Source organism: Acinetobacter sp. OYA S30, assembly GCF_033599315.1.
GTDB lineage: Bacteria > Pseudomonadota > Gammaproteobacteria > Pseudomonadales > Moraxellaceae > Acinetobacter > Acinetobacter baumannii.
The window spans coordinates 31,586-54,136 of the sequence record NZ_JAWVAV010000012.1; the positions used below are offsets into that span (position 1 = coordinate 31,586).

Annotated in this window: 19 protein-coding genes; 6 read left to right on the forward strand and 13 right to left on the reverse strand. The window is 38.8% G+C overall.

Going from position 1 to position 22,551, the window contains the following annotated elements; translation table 11 throughout:
• Window positions 1-5 precede the first annotated feature (5 nt).
• Complete coding sequence (locus R5R67_RS08240) at window positions 6-701, reverse strand: GntR family transcriptional regulator (RefSeq protein WP_001047228.1); 696 nt, start codon at window positions 699-701, stop codon at window positions 6-8.
• A gap of 249 nt (window positions 702-950) precedes the next feature.
• The gene (locus R5R67_RS08245) at window positions 951-1,754 is read right to left on the reverse strand and encodes a sulfite exporter TauE/SafE family protein (RefSeq protein WP_000420176.1); all 804 of its coding nucleotides are present in this window, start codon (window positions 1,752-1,754) and stop codon (window positions 951-953) included.
• A 30-nt stretch (window positions 1,755-1,784) separates the two neighbouring features.
• On the opposite strand from R5R67_RS08245, the gene R5R67_RS08250 reads away from it, so the two are divergent.
• Complete coding sequence (locus R5R67_RS08250) at window positions 1,785-2,537, forward strand: biotin--[acetyl-CoA-carboxylase] ligase (RefSeq protein ID WP_000362828.1); 753 nt, start codon at window positions 1,785-1,787, stop codon at window positions 2,535-2,537.
• A gap of 15 nt (window positions 2,538-2,552) precedes the next feature.
• On the forward strand, window positions 2,553-3,290 hold the full coding sequence (locus R5R67_RS08255) for a pantothenate kinase (RefSeq protein WP_000839420.1): 738 nt from the start codon (window positions 2,553-2,555) through the stop codon (window positions 3,288-3,290).
• Between the two features lie 47 nt (window positions 3,291-3,337).
• Here the strand turns inward: R5R67_RS08255 and ffh are convergent, their stop codons facing one another.
• Window positions 3,338-4,747, reverse strand: coding sequence for a signal recognition particle protein (ffh, locus tag R5R67_RS08260; RefSeq protein WP_000460625.1), 1,410 nt, complete (start codon window positions 4,745-4,747; stop codon window positions 3,338-3,340).
• A 140-nt stretch (window positions 4,748-4,887) separates the two neighbouring features.
• Between ffh and R5R67_RS08265 the strand changes: the two genes are divergently transcribed.
• Together R5R67_RS08265 and R5R67_RS08270 are read left to right on the forward strand one after the other, a co-directional pair.
• Window positions 4,888-5,697, forward strand: coding sequence for an inner membrane protein YpjD (locus tag R5R67_RS08265; protein WP_000624642.1), 810 nt, complete (start codon window positions 4,888-4,890; stop codon window positions 5,695-5,697).
• An 84-nt stretch (window positions 5,698-5,781) separates the two neighbouring features.
• Window positions 5,782-6,726: a tRNA dihydrouridine synthase gene (locus R5R67_RS08270; RefSeq protein ID WP_001984199.1), complete on the forward strand. Its 945-nt coding sequence runs from the start codon at window positions 5,782-5,784 to the stop codon at window positions 6,724-6,726.
• 80 nt (window positions 6,727-6,806) lie between these two features.
• Here the strand turns inward: R5R67_RS08270 and R5R67_RS08275 are convergent, their stop codons facing one another.
• The 7 genes from R5R67_RS08275 to R5R67_RS08305 all read right to left on the reverse strand — a co-directional run bounded on the left by R5R67_RS08275 (window position 6,807) and on the right by R5R67_RS08305 (window position 16,352).
• The gene (locus R5R67_RS08275) at window positions 6,807-7,760 is read right to left on the reverse strand and encodes a DUF6160 family protein (protein ID WP_000791869.1); all 954 of its coding nucleotides are present in this window, start codon (window positions 7,758-7,760) and stop codon (window positions 6,807-6,809) included.
• A 161-nt stretch (window positions 7,761-7,921) separates the two neighbouring features.
• Window positions 7,922-10,333: a DUF6160 family protein gene (locus R5R67_RS08280; protein WP_001038895.1), complete on the reverse strand. Its 2,412-nt coding sequence runs from the start codon at window positions 10,331-10,333 to the stop codon at window positions 7,922-7,924.
• 32 nt (window positions 10,334-10,365) lie between these two features.
• Window positions 10,366-11,091, reverse strand: a complete 726-nt coding sequence (locus R5R67_RS08285) for a DUF6160 family protein (RefSeq protein ID WP_000724338.1) — start codon at window positions 11,089-11,091, stop codon at window positions 10,366-10,368.
• A 15-nt stretch (window positions 11,092-11,106) separates the two neighbouring features.
• The gene (locus R5R67_RS08290; RefSeq protein WP_000209696.1) at window positions 11,107-13,200 is read right to left on the reverse strand and encodes a hypothetical protein; all 2,094 of its coding nucleotides are present in this window, start codon (window positions 13,198-13,200) and stop codon (window positions 11,107-11,109) included.
• A 228-nt stretch (window positions 13,201-13,428) separates the two neighbouring features.
• Window positions 13,429-14,778 carry a hypothetical protein gene (locus tag R5R67_RS08295; RefSeq protein ID WP_318754804.1) on the reverse strand — a complete coding sequence of 450 codons (1,350 nt, stop codon included), beginning with the start codon at window positions 14,776-14,778 and terminating at the stop codon, window positions 13,429-13,431.
• A 296-nt stretch (window positions 14,779-15,074) separates the two neighbouring features.
• Window positions 15,075-15,644 carry a dCTP deaminase gene (gene dcd, locus R5R67_RS08300; protein ID WP_000985728.1) on the reverse strand — a complete coding sequence of 190 codons (570 nt, stop codon included), beginning with the start codon at window positions 15,642-15,644 and terminating at the stop codon, window positions 15,075-15,077.
• Window positions 15,645-15,758: 114 nt separating this feature from the next.
• The gene (locus R5R67_RS08305) at window positions 15,759-16,352 is read right to left on the reverse strand and encodes a LysE family translocator (protein WP_000626777.1); all 594 of its coding nucleotides are present in this window, start codon (window positions 16,350-16,352) and stop codon (window positions 15,759-15,761) included.
• Window positions 16,353-16,708: 356 nt separating this feature from the next.
• Between R5R67_RS08305 and R5R67_RS08310 the strand changes: the two genes are divergently transcribed.
• On the forward strand, window positions 16,709-17,275 hold the full coding sequence (locus R5R67_RS08310; RefSeq protein ID WP_002040505.1) for a DUF2062 domain-containing protein: 567 nt from the start codon (window positions 16,709-16,711) through the stop codon (window positions 17,273-17,275).
• A 30-nt stretch (window positions 17,276-17,305) separates the two neighbouring features.
• Here the strand turns inward: R5R67_RS08310 and R5R67_RS08315 are convergent, their stop codons facing one another.
• The 3 genes from R5R67_RS08315 to R5R67_RS08325 all read right to left on the reverse strand — a co-directional run bounded on the left by R5R67_RS08315 (window position 17,306) and on the right by R5R67_RS08325 (window position 20,199).
• Window positions 17,306-18,178 (reverse strand): 5'-methylthioadenosine/S-adenosylhomocysteine nucleosidase, encoded by an 873-nt coding sequence (locus tag R5R67_RS08315; RefSeq protein WP_001159889.1) that lies wholly within the window; start codon window positions 18,176-18,178, stop codon window positions 17,306-17,308.
• A gap of 145 nt (window positions 18,179-18,323) precedes the next feature.
• Window positions 18,324-19,553, reverse strand: coding sequence for an iron-sulfur cluster carrier protein ApbC (apbC, locus tag R5R67_RS08320; protein ID WP_318754805.1), 1,230 nt, complete (start codon window positions 19,551-19,553; stop codon window positions 18,324-18,326).
• 145 nt (window positions 19,554-19,698) lie between these two features.
• Window positions 19,699-20,199: a hypothetical protein gene (locus R5R67_RS08325; RefSeq protein WP_000206127.1), complete on the reverse strand. Its 501-nt coding sequence runs from the start codon at window positions 20,197-20,199 to the stop codon at window positions 19,699-19,701.
• A gap of 286 nt (window positions 20,200-20,485) precedes the next feature.
• Here R5R67_RS08325 and metG point away from each other — a divergent pair, with 286 nt between their 5' ends.
• Entirely contained in the window at window positions 20,486-22,549 is a 2,064-nt protein-coding gene (gene metG / locus R5R67_RS08330) for a methionine--tRNA ligase (protein ID WP_001226772.1), read from the forward strand.
• Window positions 22,550-22,551: the final 2 nt, after the last annotated feature.

Below are 22,551 nucleotides of genomic sequence, written 5' to 3' on the forward strand. Positions count from 1 at the left end.
CCTAACTAGCGGCGTGAGCGTCTCGCCCAAGCCAATTCAATCTGTTTCATTCGTGTCAGCGATTCCAACACAAGGTTACGTAAGTGTCGACAAAAATCTTCCATAAATAAAGCGGCTTGTTGTGATTTTCGGATCAAAATTGCATCAGTCACGAGTTTAAATAATGCAAACGCTTCTTGTAGTTCCCGTTTAGAGGTATTTAGCGTCAAAAAATAACTACGACGTAATGATGGTAATAATTCTTTATAAAATTTCATTAAATAAGGATTACCGACCATATCTTGTTGTTCAGCAAGATATTGGAAAATAGCATCGTAGAATTTTTCGATATCGCCTGCTTTTACATGCTCAAGAAGCTGTTCTAACAAGAGCTGTAATTGATCAGCTTCATGGGCACGCCATGTTTCGCTTATGCGTTGTACAATATGCCCCAATAACATCATATTTGTATCAAACAACGCTTTGACCTGTTGTGCCGACATTTCCGAAACAATTGCACCACGACGCGGAAAAATTTCAATGAGATGCGTACGCTCGAGTAATAATAGCGCCTCACGAACTGATCCCCTACTTACGTCAAGTTCTTTAGCGATACGAAGCTCTTGTATGCGTTCGCCTTCAACCAATTCGCCACTAATAATCTGTTCGCTAATATATTTGACAATTTGCTCAGAAAGACTTTCTGTCTCTTCGAGATTCATAAATCACCCGCTACTTTTTATATGCATTAATCCATGCTTTTCTTTCGCATCCTTGTTTTTAACTGATCCCATCCATTAAAAACTATGTCATTGTCTGACAATTTTATTGCATTTTAAGCCAACCCACCCAAAATCCATACACAAATCGGATGAAAAACTCACCGTTAATCTTTTCAAGTCTTCAAATAAAAAAAGCTTAAACCGTGAGAGTCTAAGCTTTCTTTTCTATATATTTTTAATAAAACGTTTTTAATTCATAAAACCTTTATAAATAAAGTAACTGCCGACCACGACTAACAAGCAAGCAAAGCATTTTTTTAGCATTTGTGGTGACAATGCGTGGGCAACCTTAGCCCCAAGTTTAGCAGTGACAAAACTCATGACACTAATACCAATAAAAGCGTAGATATGGATATATCCAATTGTATTAGGTACAGAAATGTGCTCTTTAGCACCAAACCACATAAAACCAATTGCACCTGCAATAGCAATAGGTAAACCACAAGCAGCAGAGGTCGCAACTGCTTTTTGCATGACTACGCCATGACGGTTTAAATATGGGACAGTTAAGCTTCCGCCTCCAATACCAAAAATTGCAGAGGCAATACCAATGCCTCCACCCGCCATAAATTGCATAGGTGTTGAAGGAAGCTGACGTGTTGGGTCAACCACAACATGGGCTCCTTTGAACATCCGATAAGCCATCACAACAGCAAAGACACCAATAAGAAGCTGTAAATGCTGTCCAGACAAAAGGTCGGCAATACCTGCACCTAAAAAGGAACCAATCACTAGTCCCGGTGCTAAATTACGAAAAACAGGCCAGAGGACTGCACCTTTTTTATGATGAGCCGAAACTGAACTAAAGGAAGTCACAATAATGGTTGCTAGGGAGGTTCCGACTGCAATATGCATGATTACCGCGGGATCATAGTGCAACTGGGTAAAAACGACATAGAGAATTGGTACAATAATTAGTCCACCACCAACTCCAAACAGTCCGGCAGTAAAACCAGCAATTGCGCCAATGAGTAAATATATGATTAACTCCATAAATGTTTTACCACTCTGCTCATATTCAACATGGATTTAGAGACTCGCCAACTACAACAACTTTTAAGCGCAAAAAACCAGCTTCCAGAAGTGGTTTTATTAAAAGCAACCACAACTTCGACCAATGATGATATTCGTGAAATTGCCCAAAAAGGCATTACAACAGGCTTGGTTTGCAGTGCTCAACAAACTCAAGGGCGAGGTCAACATCAACGGCAATGGATTTCACCTGAAGGAAACATTTATTTAAGCACATTGGTGCAAACTCGAACACCCTTAGATGGTCGCTTAGCACTTGAAGTTGCGTTGAATATTTTACAAATTCCACAGCTACAACCTTTGAGCCTACAAGTGAAATGGCCAAATGATTTGTATAGTACACAAGGAAAATGGGGCGGAATTTTGGTTGAACCTCTTTCCCAACATCAGGCGATTGTGGGTGTAGGTATTAATTTAAAAACACCACCAGTCACTGATAGTGATCAACCGATCACGTCTCTAGAAGATTTAGGCCTAGAGCAAATGAGTCGTCTTGAGTTAATTTCAGAGCTTTATGTTGCAATTCAAAATGCAGCCCGCTGGTTTGATCATGGTTGTTATAACCTTGCAGGACGTTTTAACCACCATGCTGCATGGCTTAATCAGTTAGTTCAGTTCGAACATAGTCAAGGATTGGTATATGGCCGTTTCGTTGGTATCTCTAATGAAGGTGCGGTGATTCTTGAAACTCCTGAACCACAGCAGTTTTATCAAGGTCGTCTAAGACCACAAACCACTCAGTAATCAGGTATTTTTCCCATGAAAAGTTTATGGCTTGATATCGGAAACACCCGTTTAAAATACTGGATTACTGAAAATCAGCAAATTATTGAACATGCAGGTGAGTTACATTTGCAGTCCCCTGCCGATTTATTACTGGGATTAATCCAACACTTTAAACATCAAGGCTTGCACCGTATTGGGATTTCTTCGGTTCTCGATACCGAAAATAATGAGCGTATTCAGCAAATTCTAAAATGGCTAGAAATTCCTGTTGTTTTTGCCAAAGTACATGCCGAATATGCAGGTTTACAATGTGGTTATGAAGTTCCAAGTCAGCTCGGGATTGACCGCTGGCTACAGGTACTTGCTGTTGCTGAGGAAAAAGAAAACTATTGCATTATTGGTTGTGGAACAGCGCTTACCATTGATTTAACGAAAGGTAAGCAACATTTAGGCGGTTATATTCTACCAAACCTTTATTTACAGCGTGATGCACTGATTCAAAATACCAAAGGCATTAAAATTCCCGATTCGGCTTTTGATAATCTAAATCCAGGCAATAACACCGTAGATGCAGTACATCATGGTATTTTGTTAGGCCTGATTAGTACAATTGAAAGCATTATGCAACAATCACCTAAGAAACTACTCCTCACAGGTGGCGATGCTCCTCTTTTTGCAAAATTTTTACAGAAGTACCAACCTGCTGTTGAAACAGATCTTTTACTTAAAGGGTTGCAACAATATATTGCATATCATCCTAAAGATGAATAAATACTCTGCAAAATAAAAGGCGCTCTGGGCGCCTTTTATTTTATATTTTATTTCTTTTGGTCATTGTTACCAAACAGTGGTCCCATACCGCCACCACCGCCAAATTGTTTTTGCATATTGCCTAATGAGCGCATCATTTTGCTCATACCAGATGGATTCGCAAACTTCTTCATCATTTTAGCCATTTGCGCTTGTTGCTTAATGAGTTTATTCACTTCAGCTACATCCATACCACAACCAGCTGCAATACGTTTTTTACGGCTTGGGTTCATCAGGTCTGGATTACGGCGTTCCTTGATGGTCATTGACTGGATAATAGCTTCCATTTTCTTGACCTGCTTTTCAGGATTCGCCTGCTCAATTGCTTGCTGAATTCCTGCACTGCTCATGCCTGGCAACTTGTCTAAGAAGCCCATCATGCCGCCCATCTTCTTCATTTGCTCAAATTGCATCAGCATATCTTCAAAGTTGAAGCTGCCACCTTTTTGCAATTTTTTCGCCATTTTTTCGGCTTTTTCTTTGTCGATTTTACGTTCAACTTCTTCGACTAAAGAAAGTACGTCACCCATACCTAAAATACGTTGAGCAACACGGTCCGGATGGAATGGTTCTAAAGCATCAAGCTTTTCGCCCATACCTAAGAACTTAATTGGCTTACCGGTAATAGCACGCACAGAAAGTGCCGCACCACCACGCGCATCACCATCAGTTTTAGTAAGAATCACACCTGTAAGTGCCAAAGCATCATTAAATGCTTTAGCAGTATTTGCAGCATCCTGGCCTGTCATGGCATCAACCACGAACAGAGTTTCAGTTGGCTTAACTGCTGCATGCAATTCTTTAATTTCGTCCATCATGTCTTCATCGACATGTAAACGACCTGCCGTATCGACAATCAACACATCGGCAAACTGGATTTTTGCCTGTTCAATTGCACGGTTAACGATGTCAATTGGCTTTTCAGAAGGATCTGACGGAATAAAGCCTGCACCAACTTCTGCTGATACAGTTTCTAACTGTTTAATTGCTGCCGGACGGTAAACGTCGGCAGAAACGGTCATTACTTTTTTCTTTTGACGTTCTTTTAAGAAACGTGCCAGCTTGGCAGCAGTTGTAGTTTTACCTGCACCTTGTAAACCAGCAAGCAATACAACAACTGGAGGCTTAGCACTTAAATCCAGTGTTTCATTGGCCTCACCCATCATCTTGGTGAGTTCATCATAGACAATTTTTACAAATGCCTGGCCTGGAGATAACTGAGTCATCACTTCTTGGCCCAATGCCTCTTCCTTAACTTTCGCGATAAATTCACGAGTTACAGGTAACGCGACATCGGCTTCAAGAAGAGCCATACGTACTTCACGTAAGGTATCTTTAATATTGTCTTCGGTCAGCTGCCCTGAGCCAGTAACATTTCTTAAACTCTGCGTGAGTCGTTCTGTTAAGGTATCAAACATTGCAAAATCCGCTTAAAATGGCTAGTTGCAAAAAAATCTTTCTCGAAATAGAAAATTTATGCATAGAATGCTATAGGATACTTTAGTTCGCAGCGAATTTATATCTTATCTAGATGAATTAATCCTGAAAAAGGTTTGACATGATTAGCCTCCCCTTGGTTTACACAATTTTGGCACTCATCGCATATACCACTTCTTTCTGGTATCTGTTCATACGTTTAATGTCAAAACGTGAACCAAACCCATGGTTATTTGCTTTTGTTACGACCTTAGCACTGCTGTTACATGGCACAGTTTTATGTCATGCCATGCTGACGCCATCAGGAATTAACTACGATGTTTTTAATCTGGTGTCTTTTACATCAGGACTTATGTTGTTGTTAAGCTTAGTTTTTAGTACTTTCCGCCCGATTGTACCGTTAAACTTGCTCGGCATTCCTGTAGCGGCGATTGGTCTTATTTTAGGTTTTGCATTTAGCCGTCCCGATCAGTTTATTGAACAGCATTCATTAGGTTTAGATACTCATATTATTCTTTCACTTTCTGCTTATGCTGTTTTACTGATGGCAACCATACATGCGATCTTGATATGGTTCCAAAACCGAGAACTCAAAAAGAAACAAAAAAAACGTATTTGGGTCAATTTACTTCCATCCATTCAGGCCATGGAGTCTTTATTATTTGACCTCATCATTACTGGTTTTATTTTATTAACCATTGCTCTCGCGTTTGGTTTCTTAACAGTTGATAGCTTCTTTGCCCAACATCTCGCTCATAAAACCGTATTTAGTATTATTTCATGGTTTATTTATGGCTCTTTATTGATTGGCCACTATAAACTTGGCTGGCGCGGTCAAAAAGCGATTCGTTTTACCTTAATTGGTTTTGCATTATTAGCGATCGGTTTTATTGGCAGTAAATTTGTGCTTGAGATGATATTGGGTCGATAAAACAATTAAAATTTCAGCACTACTAGACAGCGTTATACATATCCCGTATAACGCTGTTTTTGTTTTGCTCAGGTGACTCAGACTGTGAAACTCATACTCGCTCCAATGGAAGGTTTAACTGACCCGATCATGCGGGATACACTCACATCTGTTGGTCACTTCGACTGGTGTGTAACCGAGTTTATTCGCGTTACAGACAGTATTTTGCCAGACCATATTTACTATAGTTTTTGTCCTGAACTTAAAAATGATGGTAAAACAGCTGCTGGAACACCTGTACACGTCCAATTCCTAGGCAATAATCCAGAGATGCTGGCAGCAAATGCGGCAAAAGTCGTTGAACTAGGGGCTCCTGCAATCGACCTTAATTTTGGTTGTCCTGCAAAAACCGTCAATCGACATCGAGGTGGTTCGGTACTTCTTGATGAACCAGACGTAGTACATATGCTCATTAAAGCTGTTCGAGATGCTGTACCTGCGCACATCCCTGTTTCAGCAAAAATGCGTTTAGGTTATCTAGATGAAAACCACACCATGGAAAACGCCCATGCTGTTGAAGATGCGGGTGCAAGCTGGTTAACTGTACATGCTCGAACTAAAGCAGATGGTTATACGCCACCAGCTTATTGGGAAAAAATTCTGCCTATTAAAGAAGCTTTAAAAATTAATGTGATTGCTAACGGCGAAATCTGGACCAATGCTGATGCTAGAGCTTGCCAGCAACAATCTGGCTGTGAAGATTTAATGATTGGCCGTGGTGCAGTGACTACTCCAGATTTAACACAATGTATTCGCCAAAATATGGATGAAGCACTGTTTACTTGGGAACAACTGGTTGACTTACAAATACGTTTTTTAAATGGTCAAGCAAAAACAGAAATTGGGATGGTTGGCCGTTATAAGCAGTGGTTAGGTATGATGACCAAAGCCTATCCTCAAGCGAAAGAATTATGGGACCAAGTGAAACGCATTAAAGCTTTAGATGAAATTGTTCAGCAGCTAGAGCAAACCAGTTCTTCTCGTATTTAATCACTCAAACAAAAGAGAGCGATTGTTTAAACAACCGCCCTCTTTTGGTATTTCAGGTTAAGTAATTATTAATTATTTTTTTAAAAGCCACTTACTTTCATTTTAAAGTCGGTCACCGAAGCACCCGTAACTCCAAAACTCCCCATAGACCCATTGGGTAAATTATTAAATGTTGTTGTACTTTGTGTACCTAAATTTCCTAAAGTCACATTGTTAAGTGATGCATCAAATTTACTAGATACACCTATATTTCCAAAGGTAAGTCCTGTCGGGTCAACCCCAGCATAAAATCCATCCAGAACAAAACCCGTTGACGCATTCGTACCTGCAAATTTAAACCCAAATGTAGCACCTGTGTTATCGGACACTAAAGTAATCGGGCAGCCAGATGCAGCAGAACAAATCGATTGAATAGCTCCTCCGAATTTAACCATAACCGACTGGGCAGCATGTCCCAATTGAATATTTAAACGAGGCTTATTGGTTTGTACAAAGTTAATATCAAGATTACCAGTAGAACGAATCAGCTCTTTTACCCCGGTATTCACCGTTGTGCCCGAACTAAAAATTGATTTTGGTGCATAACTTGTTAATGCATAATCGGATGGGCTAGATAAAGATGTACTTGGAGCTAAATAAACTGAAAATGGTAAAAGCCGAATACCATTTACGTCACTCCCCATCGTGACAGCTAAATTTAAAAAAGGATTTCCACCACCAGCATCAGTATCGATTGCAATATTAAAAGAAGGATTTGTAGATACAGCAGCTTTAATAAACTCTATGCCAGGAACCGGATTAGTAGAGTTTCCTGCAATGACAAGACCTGCTTTACTGTTGTAAGACGTAGATGCAATACCGTTCGTATCAATCAAGGCAACTTGATTAAATTTAACTTGATCGGCCTGAATACCTAAAGTTAGACCATTTTGACCCGTCGCAGCAGCAAGACTTTGATCATCCAAAGGTTGCATCGCGCAAACACTTGAACTACCGGCAAGTAACAGCCAGCACCCTATATTTTTATTTTTCATGTCGCTCTAATCCTTAAGAGACAAACGTTTATTATTTGTTCAGACTATCAGAATAATATTCAAGTACAAAGCAATTATCTCTATAACCCGACGAATGCAAATCCAATCACACTAAACTAAAATTTATATAAAAAAGTGACGTTAAACGTCACTTTTATTGATTAGTTAAAGGCGCCATTTCTAGGCACAATGCTAAAGCTGCTATTTAGACGTCCACCCGTAATTGCAAGCTCACCTAAACGTGCTCCTGCACCTGTTGAAGGTGGATAGAAATTAATATCTTTCACACGTAATGCGCCGTCAATACTCTTATCAGGATTAAAATAAACCGCGGTATTTACACCAACTTTACCTAAACCACTTGCGGTATCTTTGCCCACAACTAAAGCGGTATTAAACGCTAGCTTTCCAGTAATATTGTCAAAACCAATTGCAGAACCATCAATCGGATCACTAATTTGTACAGTATTTCCAGTTGCGGTCGCAGGCATTGTAAAATCACCCAGTACAGTTAAAGCACTACCATCTGCAATTGAACTATTCGGCACTATCGATAAATTAAGATCACCGCCTAAACGTAGTTTTAAACCAAATAAGACATCATTATTTTTGGCAAAGTTATCGATTGGCGAAGTACAAGACCCAGTTGCCGGACAAGTTTTATATTTAGCTCCCGGTAAATAACCTGCCGCAATTTCGGTTGATAAAGCAAGTAACATATCTTTTAAACCGATATTTAAACTGCCATTTTCTAAACCAATAGTGCCATTGCCTTTGAGGAACATATCAATATTACGTAACCCCATATAATAATCGGTAGGGTTGCCCGCATTATTAGTATTTGGAGAACCATCAATTAATAAAATTGAAGTTGTTTTAGTACCGCCTGCATCTCGACCTGTCGTTCCGACAGCTATACCAAACCCTAAACGTGAAGTTGTACCAGATGTTGCAACTAAATTTTGAATCGGTTTACCGTTGGCATCTTTTGTATAGTAATAAGCACTATTTGCAGGCGCATCTACACCATAGACAGCGGCATTCGCATTTAAATTATAAAAAGGTAATGCCAAACCCCACTGGTTATTTAAACCATTATCTGCAAATTGATTGGCAGCAGCGACATTTGCACTGGTGGTAAAACGACCGCGTCTTGAGAATGCCTGGAACTCTGCTCCACGCATGGCAAGAATTAAGCTAAATGGATTAGTCACCGTATCACGATGAATATTATGTTGATAATCGGCAGCAGTTGTTAAAGTGCCGGATCCTAAACGAATTGCATTTAACGTTGCGTTATTTGGCATTAATAAAGTTTTTGTATCAGCAAGATTTAGATAAATATTTCCACTGTCAAAATAACCGCGTGTAGCCGAGTTCAGCCCCGTTAAATTACCGAATTCAAAACCATAAGCATTCAGCCCTGCCCCACCAATTTCCAAGGTAGTTGCTTTACCATCTGAACCTAACATCGAATCATTATCTTTAGTGAACTCCCCTTTCATACGAAAGGCAATTCCAGAGTTACCTAAAATACTATTACTTGATCCCGTACCTGAAGCCGTATTGGCAGTACCTAATGTTGTTTTATCTGAAGAGCCATCCATACCACGGACTTGTAAGTAACTATTGACCATACGGCCGCTAGCACCTAAACGAATCAAGCCTTTAGAATTCTGTGGGCTATTTGTCGTGTCTAGGGCATAAGGATTTGACTTATCAACATTTGAGCTAAGCATTACCTCAATATTCAGACCTGAATTGGTTACTTTTCCACTACTGTCTACATATGTACCAGCAGTTAAACCAGAAGCCGAATCGGCGACACGATTAAAATCGACATAGCCATAGGTACTATTTGGAGTTTGCCCAACCGCAGCAATATTAGATCCCGTATTGGTTTGTAAAACCAGACCTCGGTTAGGGTCAATTAACATAGCGCCTTTACCAACAAAATTAAAATTAAAGTTTTTTAAAATTAATTGGTTAAGTTGCGTACGTGCATCTACTTGTCCTAAATAAATATTTGCATTATTTAGGCCAAGTCTCATGCTTGACTGGCTATTTGCATTAAATAAGCCATCTTGTGTAGTAAGGGCCAAACTCAAAGGTGAAGAAGTCTGAATAGCCAGTTGTCCCATTGTAGGTGAGCAAATTGACGAACTATTACAGACCTTAAAACTATTCACAGTAATAAGAGAAGGATTACTCTGTAAGGAGAAATCTAGACCGGTTTTTCCTGTCGTTGGATTACTGCCCACATCCAAACGGTAGTTTGTTCCTAATGTTTGTGTGGAAGCATTACTCTTTTGTACTTTTATTCCACCAGCTTGGGCTCTCAAAACCTGATCTGCACTATTTGAAGTTCCTGCATGATCGTCCCAATACGCATTGTCTATATTAATTTCATTATAAGTCGTCTGAATCGATATACCATCTTGGCCATTCACGGCACTCAAATCAGCGTCTGTTAACGCTTCTAAAGCAAAAACCTGTCCGCTCACTAACAACATACTGGCTGTTAATGTATTTAAAATAAACTTTGAGCCGTGACTTTCTTTATTTTTGTTCATCACTTCAGTTCCTTTGAAATCTACATTAACCTTTAACAACGTGGATGGCTACCATCACAGCTAAAGACCATGACTTTTCCTTGAATTGCCATGTTACCGTTCATCATTAAGCCCATAAAACCTGTTTCACGACCATAGTCATACGCCGATGGGGTCGCAGTAGCTACTTGCTGGTTCGCACTATTAGCAGTTGCTGCATAGGTTGGTTTTTTGAAATATGCATAATCATACATATTTGCACTCGAGCCTTGCGTTGTTGTTGAGCTCGTAAAGTTATCTTGCTCAATTGACAGAGCATTAAAACCAAAATTACGAATTAAAATTGGCTGTGCTGCACTAAAACTAAGTTGAATAGCCGGTTTTATAATTTCAGTATTACTTTTATCAAGATACTTTAAATCAGCACCATCTAAACCCATTTTTTGAATATTTAAAGTGCCTTGTACGCCTTTAAATACTAACCAAAGTTTATTACCGCTATCACTATTTTCAGCCCAACCACTTGGCTTAGTCGTGTCTGCTTGCACAAAACGTTTGTTAATTGCTAAACCAATGTGACAGAACTCTACGTTTTCACAAACTCCACCACTGCCATTATCAAATATACCGTTACTGGTCTGGTTTAAATTAAGCATGAGTGATAAATCAGCACCAGCTTGGCCATTGATTGCCTGTAATGCATCATTATCCAAGGTCTGTAACTCTGCATGAGTCACAGTTGCACAAAAAGCAAAGAGTAGAGCAGTTATTTTTTTCATCGCGTTACCCTCCCCTTAGAGACCTTTAGTTGTCAGTTTTAAATGCTGAATTAAAACACCATCAATAACAGCTGAACCCATGTTATTTATTGGACTAGAGTTTATAACAGGTGTAGGCGCCTGATTTAATGTTGGGAAAGTTGTACCTGTCATTCCATTATTGGCACCAATTAAATTATTTACTTCGTTATTTGCTGCCGTTAACCAAACAGCTGATGAGTTCGCCCAAACACGGTTTGCAATGGAACCATACATAGGTGTAGTTCCAGAAGTACTACTACAACCAATAGTTGGAGAACATGTAGCATCTGCAGGCTTTGTTGTTGGGGCTAAAATTGCCCAAGGTGTAGAACCATTATTATATTCCCACTGATATAGATATCCTGTTGTACCAGCGCCACAAATAAATAGAGTACAACTATAAGACTGAACCCACGTCTGAGTATTTACTCCACGTTGTTTATAATGTACTTCAGTCATCTGGTTTGAATAAGTTGTTTGTGAAATCGTACCTGAATTTAACTTACCAAACGAAATACCCACTGCTCCTTCATCGGTTGAAGCTCTTAGAGTTTTTCCACCATCCTCGCTATAGGCAGTACCAATAGAAATACTACTGTGTGTTGCATTATAGCCTTGGTAATTTTTACCACCTAAAGTTAATTGGCTACCACATTGATAAACATTACAAGTTGAGCCTTTGTAAGAGGTATCTGCACCGCTATAGTCAGTATAAATTTGTTTATAAATTTCTGGCTTATTCGCAATACGGGCAATTTCTAAACTAAAGTTTTTACCATCAGAACCTAGCACCAGAGGCTGGTATAAAGTACCTAATACAAGATTAATATTTGGGTTATAAAGGTAAACTCCCTCATTAGCATCAAAAGTCGGTGCTACACCACCATTAATTGCAGGTGTAATAAGATTTCCAGTATCGCTCGTTTCACGTGTACTCAAACGTAAAACTCCAGCATTCGATAAGCCTGAGGCATCCCACGTTTTTGTGGCGGTTTTACTATCTGTACGTGTACGTTTTTCTACATAATAACGGCATCCCGCTGAGGTACCAAAACTTCCTGTTCCTCCATTATTACAATCACCTGTTGTGCTTGTACTTAATGTCGAATTAGCACCCGCATGAATAAGAGTCCACGGAGAAGTAGTAGATCCCTCGGTTAGAGAACTTGTAGTAATAGCCTTAACATCCTTGCTGTCTCCGCTATTCAAACGTATAACTCCGGCAATCCCCAATGTATTATTATAAAAAGGACTCATGCCCCCACTAGTCGTCGCCCCACCTAAAGTTTGAAATACCTGTAGACGACTACCGTTTAAACTAAAATTATTCCAAATACCTTGCAAACGTAAACGATTCGCACGGCTCGCATCAGTACTTGTACCAATTAAACCATTAGAGTCACCATAGTTAAATTGATCTGCTGCTCCATTTATTTTATTAGGATTACGAACAAAAATATCTGACCATAAGCCTAATTTAAGCTTATATGCATCCAGACCTGCAGCATCTTTAGTCCCCATCTCATATAAAGGAGCTTCTAATGCTAAATACGTCACCTGACAAGTTGGATCAGTAGCTCCAGTACAGTTTGTTGTACTGAAGTTCGGTACTAAGTTTTCAGTTGCAACTTTAAATATCCACGGGTTAACAGCTGTACCCCAGCTTGATATTGCTGCTGCTGCCTCAGTGGGAGCTATACGTGTATTGGTATTATTATCAGATTTGGATAAAGCAAGACCATAAAGATAAATATCAGCTTTACCCACTGCACGGTCACCCGAATCAATCGTACCGTTTTTATTGGTGTCTGCCGAAGTCATACTTAATGGACCAACAGGTACATAATTGATATAACCCGTATCTTTAGTGCGATCGGTTAAAATTTGGTTGGTGGTTTCATTCGCTCCAGCTCCACGAAATACCATATAAGTATTTTGAGGCAAAATAGCGATACCTTCACCAGTAGTTTCACTTAAACCTGCATCAGAAAGTTCTTCAAGAGCAAAACTTGGCTGGCTTATACAAAAGCCAATTAAACTTGCCAGAACGGTTTTTTGAAACCTTACCGTATAATTAAGTGTAGTCATCTTGACCTTCCTGTTTATACGATGCCGCGCACCATATTTATTTTTCTTTAACAATCCTTGATGCTAGGTGAACTTTTCCTTTTCACCCTAGACTAGAAGGCAAATCTAAATAGATATTGCCAACCCTTCCACATTTCCATTATGCGCAATATTTGCACAAATGCAAAAAAAAGAGCTTAAAAACTTACTTTTCCGATGAATGCAAAATTTAAAACTACACATTCATACTTAGCAAAACTTTAAACTTCCATAGCAGTTTGGAGCAAAAGACTGATTAGCTAATTGTAAATTCTGTAATTCTAATAATGCTGGTCTTGCATTTGATAAATCCCTTGTCCCAACATTAAAATCACCACCAATACAATTGACAGCCAAGAAACCACAATTTAATGGATTCTGGGTTAATTCTTTACTCACCTCAGTAAGTGCATCTCTAATAGTATCTGTTTTAATAACTACACTATTAGTCGGGTCAATTCGACCAATATCGATTGGATTTGATAACCCTAGCCACCAACCACGCATTGCTGTTGATACTGTTCCAGGCCAACGTATATCCTGTCCCTGCATCGATAATGATAATGGGCTACCACTCAAATTAATTTTATGGATATAACCTAAATTTTCTAACAATGGTACTGTTACCGGCAAATTATTAATGGTCCCACGAAGATTACCATTTAACGTAATTCCCCCAAGGATATCGACATCTGCTGCCAGTGTACCCGACAAATCAATACCATTAACTATAGCAGAGGCTAATAAATTTACACTGCTCATCCGTTGTCCGGATACAACTGATTGTGGTAATGATAACTGTGCTTTTTGTGTAGGAGTCAATGTTATATCATAGGACTTGGTCTGGAAATCAAGATTGAATCCAGCTCCTAATGCAATCTCGCCTCTAGCTTTACCTGTAATTGCTTGATTAACACCACAACCCGCAGGAGATGGATATACACCACAAGCAGGGCTACCCGTTTGCGTGATGCGTGCAGCATCAACAGTCGCCTCACCTACTTGCGGCGCTACTACCATATAACCACTTAAACTATTAATACCATTTGGTGTGGCTGAGTTTTCTGTACCAATAGTTAAAAGCCCCTCAACCGCTTCAGCACTCAAGCGAATACCAGCTACTTCACGAGTCGAAGCACTATTTGGATTCTTTATGGCAAATTCAAGAAAAGGATTTGTCAGCTTCGCATCGCTTGCTACGCGGCCCTCGCGTGTATCTGCTACACCACTTAAACTAACATTATCAAAATCTATATCACAGCCGCCTGCACCATTTACCCCACCACAACCTAGTTGGAGCTTACGAATATTGGCATTAATTTCTAACTCGGCCTCTAAACCTAATTTATAAAATCCTACATTACTACTACTATCACGCAATTTTTCCAGATTTGCCGAATCATTAGGCGCGATATAAGACATACTCATTAATGCCTGACCACGAGTAGCTGATAGCTCAGCATCTGACATTGGAACTAAAGTAGAATCAGCATAGGCTGTAGAAAAGCATAAACTTCCGAGTGCTAATATCGCAACCTGAAGAGACGTAAACTGTCGCATGACCGACCTCCGTATCCTTGGGGGCATAATCTAATTTCTTTTTATTTGGCTTCTTTTTCTTTAATGTACTCTTAAACTAAATACATAAGAAAAATACCGATATTTACGATTTCGCTTCTTTTTAATTTGTGTGATCCACATCAAAGAAAAAAATCAATTCTTGATCATTTTATATCATTTTTTACAAAAGAAAACGTACCTTATTAATATTCCGATAAACGTCACTTTTTAAGGTATATATAAAAAATAGGCCACTTAAAGTGACCCATTTTTAAAGCTCATCTATTTTTAACAACTTATGTCTTAGGAAGTGTAACCCCAGTTTGGCCTTGGTATTTACCACCACGATCTTTATAAGAGGTTTCGCATACTTCATCACTTTCGAAAAATAGCATTTGTGCTACACCTTCACCCGCATAAATACGCGCAGGCAAGTTCGTGGTATTAGAAAATTCTAAAGTAACGTGCCCTTCCCATTCTGGCTCTAAAGGAGTGACATTTACAATAATACCGCAACGTGCATAAGTTGATTTACCAAGGCACACAGTCAAAACATTACGTGGAATACGGAAATATTCAATTGTACGCGCTAGAGCAAATGAGTTAGGCGGAATAATACAAACGTCAGACTCAATATCGATAAAACTTTTTTCATCGAAATTTTTTGGATCAACAATTGCAGAATGTACGTTAGTGAAAACTTTAAATTCGCGGGCACAGCGTACGTCATAACCATAGCTAGAGACCCCGTAGGAAATCAATTTTTCGCCATTCTTATCAAAACGGACTTGATTCTCTGCATAAGGTTCAATCATGCCGTGTTTTTCGCTCATCTCGCGAATCCAACGATCAGACTTAATAGCCATGTATTTTCTATCCAAAAGGTAATTTCATTGATTGCGACGTACTTTAACGTAAAAAAGCAATTATGAAAACAATAGCGGCTACTCTTATCGCCAAGAATAGCCCGGAATAAATTTTTAAAGATTTAATAAAGCAGAATAGCTAATTGGAATTGAGAAACTAACTAAAACCAACGAAGCTGTTCTTTGTAAATTTGATTGATTTAACCAACGTACTTTATTTGCAGCCAAGACTGACCCTAAAAAAATCCAGAATAAGGCAATCGGGGTAATTAAAGCTAAATAAGCCAGCATATGAATGAGATAAATATGAAAATTAGTCCACGCTGCAACAGGGAAAATCGCTGAAGCAAAAAGTAATGCCTTAGGATTTAGTAAAGTTGCACAAAATAATTCACGTGGGCGAATAGTTGGCTGATCTAGTTCAAGCTGTTGATTTGCCGTGTGCCATAATTTAATTGCTAAAAAAATAATATAACAAGCACTGAGCAATTTAAGTATAGGAGGTAATAAAGGAAGCGTTGCAGAAACTTTCCCGATTAACATTCCCCAAGCTGAAATCGAAATCACATACCCTAGAACTTCTGCCGGAATTAATTTAGCAGATTTTTTGAGGCCTACTTGTACTCCTGATGATGCAAGTAAAGTATTTGTTGGGCCAGGAGTAAGTAAAATAGTGGCAACCAAGCCAATAAAAAGCCATGAAATCATTGAATGACCTCACAATGTAGTCATCTCAGATTAATAGATATTATTCTAGAAGGCAAAATCTAATTGTAAGACAATTTTTTAACATCTTAAGAAATAAAATTTAAAAATTATTTATAAACAATAATTTATTAAAATTTTATTAATTCTAAGCTAAAAAACTATAGAGTCAGTCACAGCGTTTTACGTACCACATTGTATTTAAGTAATATAAGTATTTTTATTTTAAATCTATTTTTACATTAAAAAGACCTATAATAAATTATTACCGCAGTAAGTTTAATTTTTAAGCTTTTAATAAGTTTCAATTAATATATTGTTTCTTTGTGTTTATATGAGCCTCTAGGCTCTACTATCCTATGATTATGGCAAAGCAATTTTTTCAATCTTGGCTTCCTTCTCCAGAGAAAGTTTCAAATATGAAATTTTTAAGGATTTTCGGGCAAAAAACCCTTAATCCTGTGCTTTGGTATGTCAACCGTAAATCTATTACTCGCGCCATTTTTGTAGGGACTTTTTTCGGTTTACTGCCTATACCCTTTCATAGTGTATTTATTGTTATGGCAGTTTTACTGTTTGAAGTTAATTTACCTATTAGCTTAATGCTTGCTTGGCTCAGCAATCCTCTTACATTAGCGCCTATTTTATATATTGGTTTCTGGTTTGGTGCCCATATTTATCATGTACATATGATAAATAAGAAAATGCTTTTAGGGGTGCTTCACCAGATTTCACGTTGGATTACGCATTTTGGCCATGGTCATATCGATTTGAGCCTCGCTAAAATTTTAATATCAGGTCTCATTGTCGAAGCGTTTGTATTTGCAACCATACTATATATAGTGACTGAGGTTTTCTGGCGTTGGATGGTCATTCGAAACTGGAAAAATAGATCAGGTCATAAAAAACAAGAAGACGCTCTATAAGAATTCATCTTCTTGCCTAAAATTAAATTGTTATTTTGGTAGTTTAGATTTCATATATTCTTCAGCTACGTTAAGCACGTAGTCTTGGCAAGCTTCTCCTGTACCAGGGTCATAAGCTCCATTATTGGTAATATTATTAGATAAAATTCGAATTCCTAAAAACGGAACATTAAACTGGCTTGCAATTTGTGCAACAGAAGCCGCTTCCATTTCTTCAACTGAGGTACCATAACGCTCATGGAAAAATTGAATTCGGTCAAGTTCATTATTCCACACATCTGCCGAGCCAATCGTTCCTTCAACCACTTCACCTTTATCATAACGTACTTTATGTGCCGCCATTAATAGCTCTTGGTCACCTTCAAATTTGCGAATTGCAATAGGCTCAGGGTCAGATTCATCTGTTGGTAAAACATCAAAAGCCTCAACCCATGTAAGTGAGTTTGAACCGCCACCTAATGGCTGTTTAGGCGTTCTAAACGCACCAATATTGGTTGCATATTTTCCTAAAACAATATCATAAACATGGAGATCAGGATCGTGCCCCCCTGCTGTTCCCTGGTTAATAATGGCAATCGGTTTATAACGTTCAATTGCCAAAGCAGTCGCGGCAGCAGAGTTACTCATCCCCATACGTGTTTTAGAAATAATCATTGGATAGCCATTGTAGGTTCCTTTCCAAAAGGTCCAGCCACCTACTGTTTCAACAGTTTTATTTTCTAACTTTGAAGCCATTCTTTCCGACTCTACGGGTAAAGCCCCCTGAATAATAATCGGCTGTAACTTCTGTTTTTGTTCCTGTACAGTTGGTGTTTGTGAAACTGATGAGTTGTCATCATTACATCCAACTAAAAATAAAGCGCTACATAAACTGATTACGCCCAAACTATACTTAAATTGCATTTTCCACCTGTTTCTTTGAAAAAGAAGCGTAAAGTAGCAATCTGCATGCCAATTTCAAGTTTAGCTTTGTTATTTAGATTCAGTAATTTAAATTTTTCTTTTAACCAGCCAATAAAAAACCCGACTTAAAGTCGGGTCAGATGAATCAAAAGATTCGTTTATCATCTCGTGCACGCTGAGGAACTCTCTCAATCTGTTGCCACACCGCTTTCGCAATATCGATATAACTATCAGCTGCATCATCCATTGCAATCACACTCGGTTTACCTTGATCAGCATGCTCACGTATTTGAGCATTTAAAGGCAAACGACCTAGCAATGGAATATGATATTGCTCGGAAAGCTTATCACCACCACCGATACCAAAAATTTGCTCTTCATGCCCACAGTTTGAACAAATGTGGGTCGACATGTTCTCAACGACACCTAATAATGGAATACCAACTTTATTAAACAACTCGATTCCTTTAGTCGCATCAAGCAAAGCAACATTTTGTGGGGTCGTCACAATGATTGAGCCAGTCACTGGTATACGCTGTGCAAGCGTGAGTTGAATATCACCAGTACCCGGTGGCATATCAATCATGAGTACATCTAAATCTGGCCAAAGCGTTTGATTAAATAATTGCATTAGAGCGCCTGTAGCCTTCGGCCCACGCCATGCAACAGGTGTGTTGTTATCGCCAGTTAGATGTCCAATAGAAAGTACTGCCATACCGTAAGCATCTAAAGGCACAAAATTTTCACTTTCAATCAGGGGAGTTTTACCAGCATTACCTAGCATGGTCGGGATACTTGGTCCATAGATATCAGCATCTAATACCCCAACCTTAAGTCCCATTTTTTGTAAGGCAAGCGCTAAATTGACCGTAGTTGTCGATTTACCAACCCCCCCTTTACCTGATGAAACTAAAATAACATTCTTGATTCGAGGATGAAGTGGCACATCTCTTTGTTGCGGCGCTGCTTTCTGAATTGGTGGGTTATTTGGATCCGGTTCAGACTTAGGTGAGGCATCAAGCACAGGAGGTAAATTCGAAGTCTCTTTCGGTGCTTTAGATGAACAACCTTGACCAGAGCTTTCTTGTGTAGGGCGCTTTTGTTGAACTACATGTAAATTAAGTTCTTCAATACCGCACTTTTGCAAAGCACCAGCTAAATCATCATGAATTTGCTGCAAGTATTCTTTTTCGTCTGGGAAAGTATTAATGGTGAGTTGTAAAACACGACCTTGCACTTGAAGCTGACTAATGCGCTCTTTTAAAGCATCTTTTGAATCTGGCAATAAATAATTTTGGAGTACGGTTTGGATTTCCTCTTCTTTCACTTCTTGTGCGGGTGAAAAAACGGATTTTAATGAAGAAAGCCAAGACATATTGTTTACTCCAAAAACAGATCATTACAGCTTAATGGAGATAGTGTAACAGTATTGCTCCGCACTCGCTCACCTTGGGATGAATAATTACTAACTTCAGATCTCATCTTTTAGGTAAGGAGTACGGATTTTAGTTTAAATCAGCTTATTCAGCAGAATCATGATTTTTCAATTTATTGAGTTTTTCGGTAGCAGTTTTCTTCAACTCATCAAATTTTGCAGTTGCTTGAGTTTTTAACTCATCAAATTTTGTAGCCGCCTCTTCCTTTAATTCTGCAGCTTTGGCTTTAGCATCATCAAGTTTATGCGCTGCTTCAGTACGTAAATGGTCAAACTTATCTTGCAGACTATGCTGAGCATCATCAAGTTTGCCTTTCAAATCACTAGCTTTATCTTCAACTGCCTCTTTTGCAGCAGCTTGTTTTTCTTTTACATTTTCCTTTAAATCTTCCAAGGCTTTTTCACCTTGTACTTTTGCATCGGCCGCTTTGGTCTTTAGCTCATCTACTTTATCTGCAACTGCTTCTTTACCCGCAGTTTGTTTCTCTTTTACATTTTCTTTTAAATCGTCCAAAGCTTTTTCACCTTGTACTTTTGCATCAGCCGCTTTTGCCTTTAATTCATCTAATTTATTTTCAGTAGTCATCGTTGTTATCCTCATCGTTAATTAAAAAAATTACCTGAATAAGTTATTAGTTATACATCGTTATGGCTTATTTTCTGACCGTAACTGCAATTTGAAACAAAGACAATACAGGAAGGTTCAAATATTTTTTGATTTGTTTATCTGTTCTAAAGAGAAATAACTTCTGGCTTTAAGTCCATTTTTATAGATACCTCTTATATTTAGTCAAAGATTATTAATCTTTGCTTATCTCCCTGCATCAGTTAAAATCTTCCACCTTATAAATACGAATGAGAGAATGAGATCCGTGCGTAAAATTTTAGTCACCAATGCCCTCCCTTATGCCAATGGTCCAATTCATATGGGTCATTTACTCGGTTATATCCAGGCAGACATCTGGGTTCGTGCCATGCGGGCAATGGGTCATGACGTGACTTATGTATGTGCGGATGATGCTCACGGTACAGCAATTATGCTACGTGCCGAAGCAAATGGTATTAGCCCAGAAGAGCAAATCGCGAATGTTCAAAAAGAACACATCCGTGATTTTGACGGGTTTGGCGTACATTTCGATCATTATGATTCAACTCATAGTGATGCAAACAAAGCTCGTTCAACAGATATCTATATTAAAAACCGTGAAGCCGGAAATATTGCAGTTCGACCTGTAACTCAATTATTTGATCCGGAAAAAGGTATGTTCTTGTCTGACCGTTTCATTAAGGGTACTTGCCCAAAATGTAAGTCCGAAGATCAATACGGCGACTCATGTGAAGTGTGTGGTACAACTTATAATGCGACTGAGTTACTCAATCCGCGTTCGACTTTAAGTGGTGCAACACCAGTTGAAAAATCATCAGATCACTATTTCTTCAAGCTCCCAAACTTTGCTGAATATTTGCAAAAATGGACCCGCGATGAAGGTCGCTTACCTCTTTCAATTGCGAACAAGTTAGATGAATGGTTTGAAGCAGGTTTAGCAGACTGGGATATTTCTCGTGATGCTCCTTATTTTGGTTTTGAAATTCCGGATGCGCCAAATAAATATTTCTATGTGTGGGTAGATGCCCCAATCGGTTATATGTCTAGTTTTGAAAACTACATCAAAACTAAGCGCCCAGACTTAAACTTTGATGATTTCTGGAAGAAAGATAGTCAAAATGAGGTTTACCACTTTATTGGTAAAGACATTGTTTACTTCCATGCTTTATTCTGGCCTGCGATGCTTGAAGGCGCGAACTATCGCACCCCAACGGGCTTGTTCGTAAATGGTTTCTTGACTGTAAATGGACAAAAAATGTCTAAGTCTCGCGGTACTTTCATTAAAGCCGAGACGTACTTACAACATCTAAACCCAGAATATTTACGCTATTACTTTGCTTCTAAACTTTCAGATAAAGTTGAAGACTCTGACTTGAACCTTGATGACTTTGTTCAAAAAGTAAATTCAGATTTAGTCGGTAAAGTGGTTAATATTGCTAGTCGCTGTGCTAAGTTTATTAACAGCAGCTTTAACAATACGCTATCAAGTACATGTGCTGAATCTGACTTAGTACAAAGCTTTATTGATGCTGGTGATTCAATTGCTGCTGCATATGAAGCGCGTGAATTCTCTACGGCGATCCGTGAAATTATGGCGCTTGCTGACCGTGCAAACCAATATATTGATGAGAAAAAGCCTTGGGCACTTGCTAAACAAGAAGGTCAAGAGCAACAAGTTCTTGACGTCTGCTCTGTGGGTATCAACTTATTCCGTCAATTAGCAGTATACTTAGCTCCAGTACTGCCAACTTTAGCTCAGCAAGTTCAAGATTTCTTAAAACTTGAAAGCTTCGATTTCGAGTCACGTAAACAAATTCTTGTAAGCCATGAGATTGCACAGTTCCAACCTCTTATGCAGCGTGTTGATCCAAAAGCTGTTGCAGCCATGGTTGATGCTTCTAAAGAGTCTTTAGGTGCTCCTGCTCCACAAGCGACTAAAGCAGCGAAAAAAGAGAAATCTGCCGAGAAAAAAGCAGCCCCTACTCCAGCAGTTGGTGAAGCTGAAATTATCGGTATTGAAGATTTCTTAAAAGTTGACTTACGTGTTGCTCAGGTCGTTGAGGCAGGTACAGTTGAGGGTTCAGATAAATTGCTTCAATTGACGTTAGATGTAGGTGAAGCTGAACCACGTAATGTATTTAGTGGTATTCGTAGTCAATATGCGCCAGAAGACCTAAAAGGAAAATTGGTCGTTATGGTGGCTAACCTTGCACCACGTAAAATGCGTTTTGGTATTTCAAACGGTATGGTACTTGCTGCCGGAAATGGTGAAGGCATTTTCATTATTTCACCAGATAGCGGTGCAAAACCTGGCGATAAAGTTTCTTAATC

Bases quoted from the DNA above. Each gene is read 5' to 3' on its own strand.
- R5R67_RS08240 (WP_001047228.1), bottom strand. From the start codon at position 701: ATGAATCTCGAAGAGACAGAAAGTCTTTCTGAGCAAATTGTCAAATAT.
- R5R67_RS08245 (WP_000420176.1), bottom strand. From the start codon at position 1,754: ATGGAGTTAATCATATATTTACTCATTGGCGCAATTGCTGGTTTTACT.
- R5R67_RS08250 (WP_000362828.1), top strand. From the start codon at position 1,785: ATGGATTTAGAGACTCGCCAACTACAACAACTTTTAAGCGCAAAAAAC.
- R5R67_RS08255 (WP_000839420.1), top strand. From the start codon at position 2,553: ATGAAAAGTTTATGGCTTGATATCGGAAACACCCGTTTAAAATACTGG.
- ffh (WP_000460625.1), bottom strand. From the start codon at position 4,747: ATGTTTGATACCTTAACAGAACGACTCACGCAGAGTTTAAGAAATGTT.
- R5R67_RS08265 (WP_000624642.1), top strand. From the start codon at position 4,888: ATGATTAGCCTCCCCTTGGTTTACACAATTTTGGCACTCATCGCATAT.
- R5R67_RS08275 (WP_000791869.1), bottom strand. From the start codon at position 7,760: ATGAAAAATAAAAATATAGGGTGCTGGCTGTTACTTGCCGGTAGTTCA.
- R5R67_RS08280 (WP_001038895.1), bottom strand. From the start codon at position 10,333: ATGAACAAAAATAAAGAAAGTCACGGCTCAAAGTTTATTTTAAATACA.
- R5R67_RS08285 (WP_000724338.1), bottom strand. From the start codon at position 11,091: ATGAAAAAAATAACTGCTCTACTCTTTGCTTTTTGTGCAACTGTGACT.
- R5R67_RS08290 (WP_000209696.1), bottom strand. From the start codon at position 13,200: ATGACTACACTTAATTATACGGTAAGGTTTCAAAAAACCGTTCTGGCA.
- R5R67_RS08295 (WP_318754804.1), bottom strand. From the start codon at position 14,778: ATGCGACAGTTTACGTCTCTTCAGGTTGCGATATTAGCACTCGGAAGT.
- dcd (WP_000985728.1), bottom strand. From the start codon at position 15,644: ATGGCTATTAAGTCTGATCGTTGGATTCGCGAGATGAGCGAAAAACAC.
- R5R67_RS08305 (WP_000626777.1), bottom strand. From the start codon at position 16,352: ATGATTTCATGGCTTTTTATTGGCTTGGTTGCCACTATTTTACTTACT.
- R5R67_RS08310 (WP_002040505.1), top strand. From the start codon at position 16,709: ATGATTATGGCAAAGCAATTTTTTCAATCTTGGCTTCCTTCTCCAGAG.
- R5R67_RS08315 (WP_001159889.1), bottom strand. From the start codon at position 18,178: ATGCAATTTAAGTATAGTTTGGGCGTAATCAGTTTATGTAGCGCTTTA.
- apbC (WP_318754805.1), bottom strand. From the start codon at position 19,553: ATGTCTTGGCTTTCTTCATTAAAATCCGTTTTTTCACCCGCACAAGAA.
- R5R67_RS08325 (WP_000206127.1), bottom strand. From the start codon at position 20,199: ATGACTACTGAAAATAAATTAGATGAATTAAAGGCAAAAGCGGCTGAT.